The 14,982-nt window shown below is 63.9% G+C and carries 16 protein-coding genes and 1 pseudogene; 8 read left to right on the forward strand and 9 right to left on the reverse strand.

Annotated features, from left to right (window positions below; genetic code table 11):
- The first annotated feature begins 103 nt into the window (after positions 1-103).
- The 6 genes from urtA to MTX35_RS19360 all read left to right on the forward strand — a co-directional run bounded on the left by urtA (position 104) and on the right by MTX35_RS19360 (position 5,618).
- Positions 104-1,381: an urea ABC transporter substrate-binding protein gene (gene urtA / locus MTX35_RS19335; RefSeq protein ID WP_243596504.1), complete on the forward strand. Its 1,278-nt coding sequence runs from the start codon at positions 104-106 to the stop codon at positions 1,379-1,381.
- A gap of 72 nt (positions 1,382-1,453) precedes the next feature.
- Positions 1,454-2,338 (forward strand): urea ABC transporter permease subunit UrtB, encoded by an 885-nt coding sequence (gene urtB, locus MTX35_RS19340; RefSeq protein WP_243596505.1) that lies wholly within the window; start codon positions 1,454-1,456, stop codon positions 2,336-2,338.
- Complete coding sequence (gene urtC / locus MTX35_RS19345; protein WP_243596506.1) at positions 2,335-3,426, forward strand: urea ABC transporter permease subunit UrtC; 1,092 nt, start codon at positions 2,335-2,337, stop codon at positions 3,424-3,426. Before urtB ends, urtC begins: the two co-directional genes overlap by 4 nt.
- Positions 3,423-4,253, forward strand: coding sequence for an urea ABC transporter ATP-binding protein UrtD (gene urtD, locus MTX35_RS19350; RefSeq protein ID WP_243596507.1), 831 nt, complete (start codon positions 3,423-3,425; stop codon positions 4,251-4,253). Before urtC ends, urtD begins: the two co-directional genes overlap by 4 nt.
- Positions 4,246-4,938 (forward strand): urea ABC transporter ATP-binding subunit UrtE, encoded by a 693-nt coding sequence (urtE, locus tag MTX35_RS19355; protein ID WP_243596508.1) that lies wholly within the window; start codon positions 4,246-4,248, stop codon positions 4,936-4,938. Before urtD ends, urtE begins: the two co-directional genes overlap by 8 nt.
- Positions 4,939-4,949: 11 nt before the next feature.
- On the forward strand, positions 4,950-5,618 hold the full coding sequence (locus MTX35_RS19360) for a GntR family transcriptional regulator (RefSeq protein WP_243596509.1): 669 nt from the start codon (positions 4,950-4,952) through the stop codon (positions 5,616-5,618).
- A 6-nt stretch (positions 5,619-5,624) separates the two neighbouring features.
- Here MTX35_RS19360 and MTX35_RS19365 read toward each other — a convergent pair whose 3' ends face one another.
- Positions 5,625-6,548 (reverse strand): iron-siderophore ABC transporter substrate-binding protein, encoded by a 924-nt coding sequence (locus MTX35_RS19365; protein WP_279396084.1) that lies wholly within the window; start codon positions 6,546-6,548, stop codon positions 5,625-5,627.
- 91 nt (positions 6,549-6,639) lie between these two features.
- Between MTX35_RS19365 and MTX35_RS19370 the strand changes: the two genes are divergently transcribed.
- Both MTX35_RS19370 and MTX35_RS19375 read left to right on the forward strand, forming a co-directional pair.
- On the forward strand, positions 6,640-7,200 hold the full coding sequence (locus tag MTX35_RS19370) for a carboxymuconolactone decarboxylase family protein (RefSeq protein ID WP_243596510.1): 561 nt from the start codon (positions 6,640-6,642) through the stop codon (positions 7,198-7,200).
- Positions 7,197-7,964 carry a class I SAM-dependent methyltransferase gene (locus MTX35_RS19375; RefSeq protein WP_243596511.1) on the forward strand — a complete coding sequence of 256 codons (768 nt, stop codon included), beginning with the start codon at positions 7,197-7,199 and terminating at the stop codon, positions 7,962-7,964. Before MTX35_RS19370 ends, MTX35_RS19375 begins: the two co-directional genes overlap by 4 nt.
- Before the next feature lie 7 nt (positions 7,965-7,971).
- On the opposite strand, the gene MTX35_RS19380 is transcribed toward MTX35_RS19375, so the two are convergent.
- From MTX35_RS19380 to MTX35_RS19415, 8 genes and pseudogenes are all read right to left on the reverse strand, one after another.
- Complete coding sequence (locus MTX35_RS19380; protein ID WP_243596512.1) at positions 7,972-8,541, reverse strand: hypothetical protein; 570 nt, start codon at positions 8,539-8,541, stop codon at positions 7,972-7,974.
- Positions 8,542-8,557: 16 nt separating this feature from the next.
- On the reverse strand, positions 8,558-9,502 hold the full coding sequence (locus MTX35_RS19385) for an MlaD family protein (protein ID WP_243596513.1): 945 nt from the start codon (positions 9,500-9,502) through the stop codon (positions 8,558-8,560).
- Complete coding sequence (locus tag MTX35_RS19390; RefSeq protein WP_243596514.1) at positions 9,499-10,533, reverse strand: MlaD family protein; 1,035 nt, start codon at positions 10,531-10,533, stop codon at positions 9,499-9,501. The genes MTX35_RS19385 and MTX35_RS19390 overlap by 4 nt, the downstream gene beginning before the upstream one ends.
- Positions 10,524-11,633, reverse strand: a complete 1,110-nt coding sequence (locus MTX35_RS19395; protein WP_243596515.1) for an MCE family protein — start codon at positions 11,631-11,633, stop codon at positions 10,524-10,526. The genes MTX35_RS19390 and MTX35_RS19395 overlap by 10 nt, the downstream gene beginning before the upstream one ends.
- Positions 11,633-12,643 (reverse strand): MlaD family protein, encoded by a 1,011-nt coding sequence (locus MTX35_RS19400; RefSeq protein ID WP_243596516.1) that lies wholly within the window; start codon positions 12,641-12,643, stop codon positions 11,633-11,635. The genes MTX35_RS19395 and MTX35_RS19400 overlap by 1 nt, the downstream gene beginning before the upstream one ends.
- Positions 12,640-13,647 (reverse strand): MlaD family protein, encoded by a 1,008-nt coding sequence (locus MTX35_RS19405; protein ID WP_243596517.1) that lies wholly within the window; start codon positions 13,645-13,647, stop codon positions 12,640-12,642. The genes MTX35_RS19400 and MTX35_RS19405 overlap by 4 nt, the downstream gene beginning before the upstream one ends.
- Positions 13,644-14,681 (reverse strand): MlaD family protein, encoded by a 1,038-nt coding sequence (locus tag MTX35_RS19410; protein WP_243596518.1) that lies wholly within the window; start codon positions 14,679-14,681, stop codon positions 13,644-13,646. The genes MTX35_RS19405 and MTX35_RS19410 overlap by 4 nt, the downstream gene beginning before the upstream one ends.
- A gap of 2 nt (positions 14,682-14,683) precedes the next feature.
- Positions 14,684-14,854 (reverse strand): annotated as a pseudogene (locus MTX35_RS19415) (ABC transporter permease); the annotation flags it as partial.
- Positions 14,855-14,982 lie beyond the last annotated feature (128 nt).

Genomic DNA, 14,982 nt, shown 5'->3' on the forward strand with positions numbered 1-14,982 from the left:
GGAAACAGACTCGTCACCGCAGAACATACCTACGCAATAACGGCCCTTTACTGTTCGCAATCGCGAATACATCTCCGTATACAAACCTCCGAAAGGGCCGTAGATGCCTACTGTCTCGAAGCGCATGTCCGTCAAGCGCGTCATGGTCGTTCCCGCAGCACTGGCTGCATTGAGCCTGGTCGCCACCGCCTGCGGGAGCAAGGCGAGCGACACCACCTCCGCCGAAGGAGGGGGCGGTTCGGCGACCTCGTGTGTCGACACCTCCGGCGACACCATCAAGGTCGGCTCGCTCAACTCCCTGTCCGGCACGATGGCGATCAGCGAAGTGACAGTGCGTGATTCGATCGCACTGGCCGTCGAGCAGATCAACGCAACGGGCGGAGTCAACGGCAAGCAGATCGAGGTCGTCGCCGAGGACGGCGCGTCCGAGCCGACGGTGTTCGCCGAGAAAGCCGAGAAGTTGATCAGCAGCGACTGTGTCGCAGCGGTTTTCGGCGGCTGGACCTCGTCGTCACGCAAGGCGATGCTGCCCGTGTTCGAGGACAACGACGCGCTCCTCTACTACCCCGTGCAGTACGAGGGACTCGAGGCGTCGGACAACATCTTCTACACCGGTGCCACCACCAACCAGCAGATCATTCCGGCCCTGGACTACTTGAAGGAACAGGGAGTCACATCCCTCTACCTGGTGGGCAGCGACTACGTGTTCCCACAGACCGCCAACCGCGAGATCAAGGCATACGCCGCCGCGAACGGTATCGAGATCAAGGGCGAGGACTACACCCCGCTCGGCTCGACCGACTTCTCCACCATCGTCAACAAGGTTCGCTCGGCCGACGCCGACGCGGTGTTCAACACGCTCAACGGAGACTCGAACGTCGCGTTCTTCCGCGAGTACACCAACGCCGGCCTCAAAGCTGCTGACATGCCGGTCATCTCGGTCTCCATCGCCGAGGAGGAGGTGGCGGGAATCGGAGCCGCCAACATCGAGGGCCAGCTGACCGCCTGGAACTACTACCAGACCGTCGACACTCCGGAGAACAGTAAGTTCGTCGCCGACTACAAGGCCAAGTACGGCGCCAACAAGCCCACCTCGGACCCCATGGAAGCGGCCTACACCTCGGTCTACCTGTGGAAGAACACCGTCGAGAAGGCCGATTCCTTTGCGGTATCGGACATTCAGGCCGCGGCCGACGGAGTCAGCTTCGCCGCTCCCGAGGGCGAGGTCGTCATCGACGGCGACAACCACCACATCTCCAAGACTGCCCGCATCGGTGAGATTCGCGCCGACGGACTGATCTACACGGTGTGGGAGTCCCCCGAAGCGATTGCACCCGACCCGTTCCTCGAGACCTACGACTGGGCCGCAGACCTCAACTGACCACCACCCATGTGAGTGGAACTTCGTAGCCTGCTACGAAGTTCCACTCACATGCTCCGAAGGAGCTCCCCCATGGACGTCGTGATCGGACAGTTGTTCACCGGCCTGTCGATCGGATCCATTCTCTTGCTCGCCGCCCTCGGACTCTCACTGACGTTCGGTCAGATGGGCGTCATCAACATGGCGCACGGCGAGTTCATCATGGCCGGCTCGTACACGGCCTACGTCGTTCAGCAGATCGTCTCCACCGGCGGCGCATCACTGTTCATCTCGCTGATCGTCGGCTTTCTCGTCGGCGGTACGATGGGAGTGTTGTTGGAGGTCACGCTGATTCAGCGCATGTACCACCGACCACTCGACACCCTGCTCGTCACGTTCGGCGTCGGGCTCATCCTGCAACAGCTCGCTCGCGACATCTTCGGCGCACCCGCGGTCAACGTCGTGTCCCCGGAATGGCTGAGCGGCGGGGTCGACATCCTCGGTGCCGTGGTTCCCAAGACCCGAATCTTCATCCTCGTCCTCGCAATCGTCGCCGTCGTCGCGCTGTCGATCGCACTGAAGAAGACCGCCATGGGTCGACGCATCCGCGCGGTGGTCCAGAACCGCGATCTCGCGGAGACCTCGGGCATCTCGAGCCGTAGGACCGACATCTCGACGTTCTTCCTCGGTTCCGGTCTCGCCGGTGTTGCGGGCGTGGCGCTCACCCTCATCGGCTCCACCAGTTCCACTGTGGGACAGAGCTATCTGATCGACGCCTTCCTGGTGGTCGTCGTCGGTGGCCTCGGCCAGATCAAGGGTGCCGTCATCGCGGCCTTCGCTCTCGGAATTCTCAACTCGTTCATCGAATACAGCACCACGGCGTCGATCGCCAAGGTCATCGTGTTCGTGCTCATCGTGATCTTCCTGCAGGCCCGCCCGCAAGGCTTGTTCGCCGTCAAGACAAGGAGCCTGGTATGAGCGAGTTCATCGCCAAGCGCGGTGCCCTCCTGGGATTCGCGATCGCCGCGATCCTGTTGTTCGCCGTCGCTCCTGCCGTCCTCAGCGACTTCCGGCTGAACCTGCTGGGCAAGTTCATCTGCTACGCGATCGTGGCGGTCGGAATCGGATTGGCATGGGGTCGAGGCGGAATGCTCACCCTCGGTCAGGGCGTCTTCTTCGGCATCGGTGCCTACATCATGGCCATGCACCTGAAGATCTCCGACGCCGATCTGCGTGGTGACGACGTACCGGATTTCATGTCGATCGCCGGAATTCGCGAACTGCCCTCGTACTGGGTGCCGTTCACCTCGCCGATCACCACGATCCTGGGCATCCTGTTCGTGCCCGCCCTGGTGGCACTGGTGCTCGGTCTCGGCGTGTTCAAGCGTCGAGTCAAGGGCGCGTACTTCGCGATCCTCAGCCAGGCACTCGCCGCCGCGTTCGCCATTCTGCTCATCGGTCAGCAGACCACGGGCGGCTCCAACGGGCTCAACAGGTTTCGCACGTTCTTCGGGTTCAACCTCAACGACCCCGCCAACAAGCAGATGCTGTTCTTCATCGCCGCAGGTGTACTGCTCGTCGTCGTGGCCATCACCCGGCAGCTGATGTACTCACGCTACGGCGAACTCCTGGTCGCTGTGCGCGATCAGGAGGAGCGCGTCCGGTTCCTCGGGTACGACCCCGCCAACGTCAAGATCGTCGCGTACGTGGCCGCGGCATTCTTCGCGGGACTGGCCGGGGCCCTGTTCGTTCCGATCGTCGGCATCATCTCCCCCAACGACGTCGGCATCGTCCCGTCCATCGCATTCCTCATCGGTGTCGCCATCGGCGGTCGCACCACGCTGCTCGGTCCGGTCCTCGGTGCACTGGGCGTCGCCTGGGCTCAGACCACACTGTCCGAGCAGTTCCCGTCGGGCTGGACGTACGCGCAGGGTCTGCTGTTCGTGGTGGTCGTCGGGTTCTTCCCCGCCGGTATCGCGGGACTGTTCGCACTGCGCAAACGAAAGAAGGAACTCGAACCGGTCCCCGAACCGAGTGAAGAGCCAGAGAAGGAATTGACGCGATGATTCATGTCGAAGGCCCGCACCCCACGTTCGGCGGCAACGCCGGCATGTCGAGTCAGTACCTCGAAGTACGCGACTTGACAGTCAGTTTCGACGGCTTCAAGGCCACCACCAACGTCGATCTGACGCTCATGCAGGGCGATCTGCGCTTCCTCATCGGGCCCAACGGTGCCGGTAAGACCACGCTGATCGACGCCATCACCGGCCTCGTCCCGGCCACCGGCTCGGTCACCAAGTCCGGCGTGGAACTGCTCGGCAAGAAGGTGCATCAGATCGCGCGCCTCGGCATCGGCCGAACCTTCCAGACCGCCAGCATCTTCGAGAATCTGACGGTGTTGCAGAACCTCGATATCGCCGCCGGGTCCGGACGGTCCGTGCTGACGATGTTGCGTCGTCGAGGATCGGTGCTCCCCCAGATCGAGGAGGCCCTCGAGACCATCGGCCTGACGGCCGAGCGAGACAAGCCCGCGGGAATTCTCGCGCACGGTCAGAAGCAGTGGCTCGAGATCGGAATGTTGTTGGTACAGAACGCCGACGTACTTCTGCTCGACGAGCCGGTCGCAGGCATGAGTCACGAGGAACGCGAGGAAACCGGCCAGCTGCTGCAGCGCATCGGCGGTGAGCGGACCGTGGTGGTGGTCGAGCACGACATGGACTTCATGCGCATGTTCGCCACCTCGGTGACGGTGTTGGCCGCCGGACGGGTCCTGGCCGAGGGCACGGTGGCCGAGGTGCAGGCAGATCCGAAGGTCCAAGAGGTCTATCTCGGCACCGCGGCTGCGGGCGAGGAACTCGGCCATATCGCAGGAGAGGGAGCCGATCATGCTTGAACTGGTGGATGTGCGTACCGGTTACGGCCGCAGCGAAGTCATTCACGGTGCGTCGCTGACGGTTCCGGCCGACGGTGTCGCCGCCGTGATGGGACACAACGGCGCGGGCAAGACCACTCTGCTGCGGGCAGCGGTCGGATTGCTGAAGGTCAATTCCGGCAAGGTCATGTTCGACGGTGAGGACGTGAGTGCGTTGCGTCCGAGCGCCCGGGTTGCCCGCGGACTCGCGTACGTGCCGCAGGGCCAGCAGTCGTTCGGCCAGTTGACCACGGCCGAGAATCTGCAGGTCGTCGCCGACGGTCGCAAGCGCGGTAAAGCTCTCGTCGACGAGGCACTCGATCTCTTTCCGGCGTTGAAGGAATTGCTCGGTCGCAGAGCGGGATTGCTCTCGGGTGGTCAACGCCAGCAGCTCGCGATCGCCCGGGCACTGATCACCGAGCCGCGAATGCTGATACTCGACGAGCCGACCGAGGGTATCCAGCCGTCGGTCGTCGCCGAGATCGAACGCACCATTCTCGAGCTCACCCGTCGCGGTGGTCTCGGAGTGTTGTTGGTGGAGCAGCACATCGGCTTCGCCCTCGAGTCGGCACAGAACTACTACATCCTCGAGGCCGGCCGAATCACGTCCACCGGTGTCGGCGGTACCGAGTCCGAGGCGGACGTCCGCGCGGCCATGGCGATCTGACCGGATACGTCGTGCCGCGCAAGGACCTTCGCGAGAAGGTCTATTCGTCACTGCGCCGGGATCTGATCTCCGGTGCCATCGGCTCCACGGAACGGCTCGGCGAGGAGCGTCTCGCCGAGCTGTACGGGGTCTCGCGCACTCCGGTGCGTGAGGCGCTGGCGCGATTGCAGGCCGACGGCCTCGTCACCCGCGACGACGCCGGGCTGCACGCCTATCGCCCTCGGCTGACCGACCTGCCCGATCTCTACGAGCTGCGGGCCACCCTCGAAGCTCGCGGCATCACTCGATCGATGTCGCACCCGTTCGATCGGTCGTCGCTGTCGAATCTGTTGGACACCTGGGTCGGTTTGCGGGCCGACCCACCCGGCACCACCGACGATCTGGTGTCCCTGGACGAGAACTTCCACGTCACACTGTTGACTGCCTCGGGTAACCCGGCTCTGACCGAGGCACTGTGCACCGTCAACGCGAAGGTGCGTCCGGTGCGGATTCTCGGCGGACTCGACGCCGCAGCCGTCGTCTCGGCAATCGATCAACACATCGACATCGTCGAACGCGTCCTCGCGGGGACCTTGGACTCGGCACTGGAACTGCTACTGACACATATCGATTCCTCACGCGACCGAGTGGTCGAGCGGGCCGAGCAAGCTGCTGCGCTGGCGGGTGCGGTCCGGATGTGAGTCGGTTTACTCCGAGAGAATCCGATCGATGTCGTCGAGCACGGTCTGCCCGCCCATCGGCCCGACACCGGTGATCCAGTAGGACAGGTCCACCGCGTGCGGATTCGGCAGTACCGCAGCGTTGGCGGTGATCGACGCCGGAATCGCTGCGGGGTCCGACGGGTCGGAGGCGGTGACGACGATCAGATCCGCAGCCGCCTCGGCCGCCAGCTCGGGCGAGAGGTCGACCGAGATCTCGTCGGCCCATTCCGGTCTCGGCGGAGTCATGAAGCCTGCGCACTCGAGGGTGCTCCCGGCGAACGACGTCGGCCCGTACAGGGTCAGCTCACCGGCGCGGGGGCGAATCAACTGTGCGGTCTTCCCTGCGGTGTCGTGCTTCTCGGCGATCTCGGCACACCGATCTTCGTAGGCGGTGAGCAGTTCCTCCGCCTTCTCCTCCTTGCCGAGAGTGCGTCCGACGAACCGGACGTTGTCGCGCCACGGGTCCGACTGCGATGCCATGAACACCGTCGGAGCAATGGCGGCGAGTTGGTCGTGGTACTCGGCGTGGCGAGTCTCCGTGCCCAGGATGAGATCCGGTTGCAGGGCCGCGATGTCCTCGATCGTCGGTTCGGCAACCGTACCGACGGTCGCGATGTTCGCCGCTTCGGTACCGAGGTACGACGGCACGCCGCTTGCCTCGCTGAGCACTGCGGTACCGACGGGCACGACGCCGAGGGCGACGGTGGTGTCGAGCTCGACCGGCTCGAGGGTGACGATGCGCAGTGGGGTCTCGGGAACGTCGACCGTTCCCCGGACGGTCTCGATCGATCGCGTCGCGCCGCCTGCACTGTCGGAGGTGGCGTCGGTGGACGAACACGCCGTCGCAGCCACACCGAGGGCGGCGATGGTGAGGGTGAGGGCCGTGATGCGGGCATGGGACTTCGTCAAGGGTCCTCCGAGGGGGAATTGTGCATAATCATAAAGAGGGTAGCCTACCCTTCTGCATCCCGGTGACGCCCGGCCGCGCAGTCGGTACGGTGTGGCTGTGACCACACCACGCATTCCGTCCGGTACCGCCAAAACTCTGGGGCCCGTCAACTGGGTCATCTGCAAGGTGATCGCCAAAGGTGCCGGGGTGCCCAATCCGCACCTGTTCACCACCCTCGGGCGCACCGGCGGTCTCTACCGAGCGTGGCTGTTCTACAGCGGCCATCTGATGCCCGGCGGTCGCATCTCGCGCAAGGAATCCGAAATGGTGATCCTCCGCGTGGCGCACCTCCGCGATTCCGCGTACGAGATGGACCATCACATCCGGTTGGGTAAGCGGGCGGGCATCGACCGGGATCTGCTCGAGCTGATCAAGACCGGACCCGATGCACCGGGGCTGTCGACGCGGTATCGGACCATCCTGACAGCGGTCGACGAACTCGTCGCCACCAAGATTCTCTCCGACGCGACCTGGGCCGAACTCGCCACCCAGTTCGATGAGCGGCGACTCATCGAATTCGTCCTGTTGGTCACCCAGTACGACGGCCTGGCAACCACTCTCGCGACCCTGCGGGTCGAGCGGGATTACGGCGACCGGCCACCGCGCCCATGAGCGAGTCAGCCGAGACCGCGCTGCACCGCGCGCTCGCCATGATCGAGCCGGCGACGCTGCGCGAGCTGGCGCGCACCGACGGCGGCTACGTCGAACTGCTGCCGGACGTGCCCGCACCGAACCCGTCGCCGGCCAGCATCGCGATGAACAACCGCGTGGTGGCAGCCATCTACGAGAAACTGTGGCGTCCGTTCGGGGTGTCCATGATGGGAATCGCGGGCATGTCGATGGCGGCCGAACGGGACAAAGCCGTTGCCGACCTGCGATTGCACGGCCCCCAGCGCGTGCTCGACGTCGCCTGCGGCCCCGGCAACTTCACCAGGTTTCTCTCCGACGCTCTCACCGACGACGGCCTCGCCGTCGGGTTCGACATCTCCGAGGCGATGATCGCCCGCGCCGTGGCGGACAATCGAGGACCACGTGCGGCGTACGTACGCGGAGACGCTGCCCATCTGCCGTACTCCGATGGCGCATTCGATGCCGTATGTTGTTATGCCGCACTGTATCTCGTTCCGAAGCCCATGACAGTGCTGGACGAGTTGATTCGCGTCGTCCGCCCGGGTGGACGCATCGCGATCATGACCAGCTGCGAGCCTCGTCCGGCCCCGCTGGGCACCGTCGTCGGCTTCGGAACCGGACTGGCGGGCGTGCGGATGTTTCCGAAGAACCTGTTCGTCGACGTGTTCGAGGCATCGGGACTGACCGAGATTCAGCAAGACGTCCGGGGATTGGCCCAGTTCGTCAGCGCCACCAAGGCCCACTGACGAAGTCTCAGGTCTTGGGTCCGTAGTCGCTGACGATCCACTGCCCGTCCTGATCGGTGACCGTCACCAGCAGAAGGTTGGGCACCTTCCCCGGGTCGGGCTGCTGCACGTTCTGCGTCGTCTGTCGAGCGAACACCGCCACCTTGTACTCGCCACCGGACTCGGAATCGATTGCTGCCGAGAGGACCTCGCCGGTCGCCACCACCTGCGACTCGTTCATGATCGCCGTCAGCGCCTCGCGGACCCCGTCGTACCTGTCCTGCAGGGACTGCGACGCCCCCTGGTCGACCCCCTGGAAGAAGGCGTCGAGGTTGCGGTAGTCGTAGGTCAACGACCGCGCGGTGTACTCGGTCGCCGTGTTCACCGCCATCTGCCGGTCCTGTTCTTGTTCACGCTCGGCAGCCAGATCGCCTTCTGCAGAATGCCACAGCACGCCGAAGACCACCGCAAGCACCACACCCGGCACTGCTGCTGCGACCACCGGCCACCGAATCCGGTGCCGTCTGGAGCCCTCGGGCACTGTTGCCTTGTCCTCGGGCACTGCTGTTTTCGCCTCGGCTGCGTCTGTCTCGACCATGAGGGGGTAGCTCCAATCAGTTCGGAATTTCTACGGAAAGCTTTGCCGGCCCGCCGGGAGGAAAGACGGTCTGCAGTACGTCGACGATGGACCCGGCGTCGACCCGCATCGGTTTGATGGGTGCGGTGTACGGCTCGAGAAGCGTTGCAATCAGCGCAAGATCAGGGGACAGAGGCGTCAGGTACTGATCGATCTTCGGGGTGATCTGCCCGAGTGGATCGTCCCAGACATCCGCGCCGACGTACGAGTATTCGTTGAAGCCCTCGAGCAAGTTGGCCACCCCCTCACCCGTCGCGCCGACCCACGGCGCCGCGTCGGTGATGACCGGCCCGTATCCGTATGCGTTGCGACCCGCCTGCTGAGCGTTGTCGTACAGTCGACGAATCTCGCCGCTCTTGTCGCGCAACGTCGCTGCCAGGAATCGGAATGCATCGACCAGGCGGTCGACGTCGCCTTCACGACCGTCGACAGCGGCCGATGCGGTCTCCGTCAGGCCTTTCAGCGCGTTCGTATCGAGTTGCGAGGCAAGGGCATCGCCGAGGCCGAGCGCCTCACTGACGGTGACCGATGCACGAACTTGCTCACTACCGAGCGCGTCTCCGTCCGTGAGATACGGGCCTCCGGTGCTGCGAGGGCGAAGATCGAGATACTGCTCGCCGGCGGCAGAGAGGTTCGCCACGACCACCTCGGAATCTGCAGGGATGCGATGGTCTGCATCGAGACCGAGAGTGACGTCCAACCCGCCCGGCACCACGGCGATCGACTCGACCCGACCGACCTGGATCCCGCGTGAGGTGACCTGCGAGGTGTCCATCAGTCCGCCGGAGGACTCCATCCGAACCACGACACGGTTCGTCGTTCGAGTCGGATCGATGTCGAGGACACCGACGGTCAGGTATCCGACACTGGCGACCGTCATCACCACGAGTGCGACGAGCGAGACCAGTGCGCCCGGCTTCATCGGACAATTCCTATCCCGCGCAGGATCCCGATCATGTCGTCCGCGCGCGCACTCGGCCCTCCGTCTGCAGACACCGATCGCACTGCGATGTTCGGCGTCGACTGGAAGTACGGGATCAATCGCTCTCTGAGCAGGGTATTGGCCTTGTCCACGTTCATCGGCACCGACGAGTCGGCATTCGCGATTGTGATCAACGCAGGCGCGATGATGTCCACAGCATCCGTCAGCTCCGGATACGGGCCCGACAGTACGTCCCCGACGTGCTGTGACATGTACCCCAGGCTGAAGATCATGTGGACGACGCTGAACAGAACCTCGGACAACCCTCCCGAACGTCTCGGGCCGAGCTCGAGGACGCGCTCAACTCCATCACGTTGTGTCACAACAGTATTCGAGACACTTTCCGCAGCACCGAGTATCCGATCGATATCCCCGGTGTTGTCGCCGATATCGGTGAGCGCGGCCCTCGCTGCGAGGTTGATCTTGTCGACCTCGGCCTGATCGGGAGGAATCGCGGCGTTGACGTTGTTCACCGCTTCCTGCAGTTGGACGTAATGGCCGCCGGTCACGATGTTCGACAGTCCGCGCAGCACGTCCTCGACATTGTCGGCCGGCACGGTTCGTTCCACGGGAATCACGTCACCGTCGCGAAGGTAGGGCCCGCCGGAGCTCGATCCCGAGCCGGACGAATCGGCCGGTGGCTGCAGCGAAATGTAGATCTCGCCCAGAATCGACGACTGTCGAAGCTCGGCGACGGTATCGGTGGGTAGCTGAACATCGGCGGACAGGTCCACCGTCGCGACAGCAGTCGAACCCACCAACTCGACGGCGTCGAGAACGCCCGCGTCGACGCCCTCGACGATGACCTTCGCCTTCTCCGGAAGATTGAGCACGCTCGCGAATTCGATTCGCAGAGAGTACTTGTCGCCCGCGACATAGCTACCGGGTATCGGAAGGTCGGCGGGATCGATGCTGCACGCCGACAGCAACGCAACACAGCACAGGCCGGTGAGCGCGCGCCTCATCGCCATCCCGCCGAACCGAGGATCAGCTGCACCAATCCGACATCGATGACGTCGCCTCGTTGCTGGTCCGTCGAGCACGTCGGTCTGTACTGGTTGAGCAGAGCGCAGACCTCGTTGGGAGAGTTGGTATCGATCTCGAATTGCGGCGGGTGATAGATCACGCGCCCGCTCTTGGAATCGTTGTCGTACATCGTCATCAAGTTCTCGCCTATGGTCGGCACCTGTTCGAGGATGTCCTTGATGTCGCCCACCCGCCCGAGGAGTACATCGACCACCGGCGCCACCTGGTCGAGAAATGCGTAGACCTTGTCGTCGTACTTCGCGACGTTGCGCGCCAGTGGCGGAATGAACTCGGTGGTCAAAGCGACTGTGGTCCCGAAGGCTTGGGTGAATTCCGACAGTGTGATCATTCCCCGCTTCAGATTGTCGAGCAGCTTCGCCACCTCGGGCCAGCTCACCACGAACGTGTCGATCAGACCGTCGAGATTGTCGATCAGTCGACGCACGGTGGTATCCCGGTCGGCCGGATCGCCGACCAGCTGGGCCAATTGTCGAAGACTGTCGTTGAGCTGGTTTCCGGAGCCACGCAGCGAACCGTCGACCGAACGCAGTGTGTCGCCCAGGATCTGCTCGTGATTGCCCTCGGCGTCCGCCGGACCGAGCAGGTCCGACGCCAGCTCGGACACGGCGTCGAGCGTGTCGCTGATCCCCAGCGGTGTTCTGGTGCGTTCCAACGGAATACAGTTCGACCGATCGAACTCCGGGCCGTCGGTGTACGGCTGCGTGAATTCCACGTGGCGGTCGGTGACGATCGAATTCGACAGTGTCACTGCCCCCATCCCGGCGGGCAGCCGGAGGCCACCGTCGACATCCATCGTGACCAGCACCGCGGTGTCGGTGTTTTCGATGTGCGTCACCGTTCCGACGACCACGCCGAGCATCATGACCGAATTACCCTCGTACAGACCGACCGTGTCGGTGAACTCGGCACACATCGAGGAAGTGCTCGTGCCGGTGTCGATGACAGCGGTCGCGGACGCGACCGAGCCGACGAGCGTCACGACGACGGCCGCCGCCACGGCGATCCGTAGCGATCTGCGGTTCATCAGCACACCCTCCCCGGCAACGGAATACACACGCCGACACCGACGACCGTGTCCTGTGACCGATCGACGACAGGGCCTTCACCACCGCCGATCAGAGCGGACAGGCCGTCCGCGCTTTCTTTCATGGTCGTGATCGCCCCGTCGACATCACCCAGCTGCGCGAAGAGCTTCTGCGTGATCTCTTCGAGCTGGACGATCGACGGCTCCAGCCCCTTCTCGAAGGCGACCACTGGGCGGTGGAAGAGCTCGAAGAGTCTGCCGAGGAGGTCGAAGGCACTGACGACCTCTGCGCGCTTGTCGCCGAATCCTTTGGTCAAGGTGCCGAGCTCGCGTACGAGTTCGGTGAGCATGACACGGTCGGCGGCCAACGCACCGACGTACTCGTCCGACACCACGAGCCCGCGTTCGAGTTGGTCGGTGCGGGTGGCGATCACGTCGGTGAGCGAGGACAGATTGTCCACGATGGCCCGCGTCGACTGTGGCTGTGTACTGACGGCCCGGTCCAACTCGGCCACCGTCTGTCGCAACGTCGGCCCGTCGATGTCGCGGACCAACGGTGTTGCCTGTTGGATCGCGTCGGACAATTCGTAGGGCAGTTCGACCCGTTCCGGTGGGATCGGTGCCGACCCGAGTTCGTCGTCACCGTGCGAGGTGAGCATCACGTAGTGGCCCCCGATGGGGGTCAGCAACTTCACCGTCAGGGTCGAGGCGTCGCCCACGAAAACCTCGGAGTCGACACTGAATTGGACGTCGACATGTGCACCTGCCAGCTGAACCGAGCGTACCGAACCGACCGAGATACCGGCGATCCTGACGTCGTCGCCGGCCTTCACACCGGCCGCCGAGCCGAACTCTGCGGTGTACGTCCGCTCGCCGAGCGGGATCGTGTACAGCGCAGCGGCAACGAGAACGAGCACCACGGCGAACGCGACACCGACCGCACCCCAGAAGAAATGCGTCTTGTTCTCCGACTGCTCGTCGCGAACGCCCTTGCGAACCACGCGTGTCATTTGCACACCACCAAATTTTGTCCGCCGAGCACTATCTGTCCGATACCCGGGATGTCCTGTCGGCCTTGACTGCAGGAGTAGGTCTGGGCACCCGGCTCGGGAATGCTCGCGTTGAGCCCCGTCAACAGAGACGGGGCGAGCGCGAGCAACTCGGTCACCTGATCGGTCTGCGGTAGCAACCGTCGCAGCGCTCCGTCGACCGGCGCGTAGCTGTTGTCGTACGCATCTTGCAGGCCCTCCAGCAAGCCGACCAGTGGCCCGAGTCCGTAGTTCGCCTGATCCAGCGAGGCCAGCACGCCGTCCATCTGGGTGCTCAGTCGCGACACCAGACCGTGCAGCTGTTCGAGGAGATCGGCCACCGCCGCCGACTGCCCGCCGATCGAGTCCGAGATCTGGCCGAGATTGTCGATCAGGAGTCCGATGATCGACTCTCGCTGAACGGCGAACTGGGTGATTCGGTCCACATCGCGGAGCACGGGAGCGAGTCCGGAACCGTCACCCTGCACCATGCGGAGAATGTTCTCCGTGAACTGATTGAGCTGTGCGGTGTCGAGAGTGTCGAAGATCGGCTCGAAACCGTTGAACAGAGTGGAGATGTCGAACGATGGGATCGTCCGATCGAGCGGTATCGTCTCGTCGGCCGCAAGCGGGGCACCGGAGGCCGCGTCCTTCTGGATCAGCTCGACATATCGCTGCCCCAGGAGATTCTGATAGCGGACGGCAGCCTGTGTGTCGACGAAGATCGGTCGCCGGCCTTCGATCTCGAATCCGACTCGGGCAACGGCTCCGTCGAGTTCGACCGACGAGACCTTGCCGATCTGCACCCCGGACATGCGCACGTCGTCACCGACGTACAACCCCGACACATCGTCGAACTCCGCGCCGTAGGACGAGAGCGGACCACTGACCGGGGTTCGAAGAGCGGCGACGATGATCACCGCACACACCGCGGTCACCGTGAAGAAGGCGAGCAGTTTGACGGCCGGGCCCGCTACTTTCTTCACCGGTTCGCCTCCTCGTGTGCGGCAACGGCTCCGGCCAGATTGGGCATGGTCTCGACGATCAGGTCGAGTTGCAACTGCGGCTTCCCGTCGACGACGGGGAAAGCGTCGGAGATGCCGTCGAGCACCTGCGGAACCCGGTTGTAGCTGGGCGCGAACGTGCCGATCGACGCTGTGATGGGCACCAGCAGATCCAGTACGGTCGACAGCAGCGGAGCCAGGTCCGGATTGTTCTTCTTCAGCAGGTCGCCCACCGGAACGAGCAACTGATCACTGAGGCCGTCGTTGGCCGCGATGGTCCTCGCCCTGTCGGCGGGTGCCTCGACGTACACGCTCTTGTCCACCACTCCCACCACCAGATCGAGCAGCCGCGGGATCAGATTGCCGATTCCCTCACCCAGCTCTGCACCACGATGCAGCTTCCAGGCCAACGGATCGATCTGGTTGTTCGCCATCATCTGTGCAGTGTCGAAGAACGGCTTCAGATTTCGGCTCACCTCCACCGACGTGTTCGCCAAGAGATCCAGCAGGTCCTGCACCTGCTGAGTGTCGAGAACCTCGGTGAGGTCGGCGACTCGCCGGAACACTCCGGTCACCGTTGCGCCCCGCAGGTCTGCCGACACTTCGAGAGTCGAATTGTCGGCGAGTCGATTGCCCGTTCCATCCGACAGCAATTCGATTGCCGTGGAACCGAATACGTTCGAGGACGAGAACTGGGCCTGCATCGTGTCGGTGAGCTCGCCCGCCTGACTCGGATCGATCTCGAGTTCCAGCCTCTGATGGCCGAAGCCGATGGTCTCGATGTGGTCCACGGTGCCGATCGACAGACCACGGAATTTCACCTCCGACCCGGGGGTCAGCCCGTCCCCGACCGACGCTGCATCGAGCGTCAACTCGAAGGGCGACTCGAAGGCCCCGCGCGCATACGCGGTGAGGCCGCCGGCGAATACGGCCACGACCACGGCAACCGCCAGTCCGCGCACACGGAGCGCGGCGGGACCGGCCGATCGACCCGTCAGATCGTCGAACACTGCCATCTCTACCCCGAAATCCTTATGCCCGAGTCGAATCCCCACAGGACCAACGTCATGATCATGTCCAGTACCACCACCGCGACGAGGCTGGCTCTGATGGCGCGTCCCGACGCACGGCCGACACCTTCCGGACCGCCCGAGGCGTAGTAACCCTGATAGCCGTGGATCAGGATGATCTGAGGTTCACCCCGGATGGTGGACACCGAGATAGCGGGACCGATGGTTCCGCTGGAAGGATGTCCGCATGTCCCGCAAACGCAGGTCGTTCACGACCGAATACAAGGTCGAGGCCGCCCGTAGGGTG

Origin of the sequence: Rhodococcus sp. ARC_M12 (assembly GCF_022810385.1) — a bacterium.
Taxonomy (GTDB): domain Bacteria; phylum Actinomycetota; class Actinomycetes; order Mycobacteriales; family Mycobacteriaceae; genus Rhodococcoides; species Rhodococcoides navarretei.

Excerpts from the sequence above, each read along its gene's own strand:
- MTX35_RS19385 (WP_243596513.1), bottom strand. The coding sequence starts at position 9,502 with ATGAAGCCGGGCGCACTGGTCTCGCTCGTCGCACTCGTGGTGATGACG.
- urtE (WP_243596508.1), top strand. The coding sequence starts at position 4,246 with ATGCTTGAACTGGTGGATGTGCGTACCGGTTACGGCCGCAGCGAAGTC.
- MTX35_RS19375 (WP_243596511.1), top strand. The coding sequence starts at position 7,197 with ATGAGCGAGTCAGCCGAGACCGCGCTGCACCGCGCGCTCGCCATGATC.
- MTX35_RS19380 (WP_243596512.1), bottom strand. The coding sequence starts at position 8,541 with ATGGTCGAGACAGACGCAGCCGAGGCGAAAACAGCAGTGCCCGAGGAC.
- urtB (WP_243596505.1), top strand. The coding sequence starts at position 1,454 with ATGGACGTCGTGATCGGACAGTTGTTCACCGGCCTGTCGATCGGATCC.
- MTX35_RS19400 (WP_243596516.1), bottom strand. The coding sequence starts at position 12,643 with ATGACACGCGTGGTTCGCAAGGGCGTTCGCGACGAGCAGTCGGAGAAC.
- urtC (WP_243596506.1), top strand. The coding sequence starts at position 2,335 with ATGAGCGAGTTCATCGCCAAGCGCGGTGCCCTCCTGGGATTCGCGATC.
- urtD (WP_243596507.1), top strand. The coding sequence starts at position 3,423 with ATGATTCATGTCGAAGGCCCGCACCCCACGTTCGGCGGCAACGCCGGC.
- MTX35_RS19390 (WP_243596514.1), bottom strand. The coding sequence starts at position 10,533 with ATGGCGATGAGGCGCGCGCTCACCGGCCTGTGCTGTGTTGCGTTGCTG.
- MTX35_RS19410 (WP_243596518.1), bottom strand. The coding sequence starts at position 14,681 with ATGGCAGTGTTCGACGATCTGACGGGTCGATCGGCCGGTCCCGCCGCG.
- MTX35_RS19395 (WP_243596515.1), bottom strand. The coding sequence starts at position 11,633 with ATGAACCGCAGATCGCTACGGATCGCCGTGGCGGCGGCCGTCGTCGTG.
- urtA (WP_243596504.1), top strand. The coding sequence starts at position 104 with ATGCCTACTGTCTCGAAGCGCATGTCCGTCAAGCGCGTCATGGTCGTT.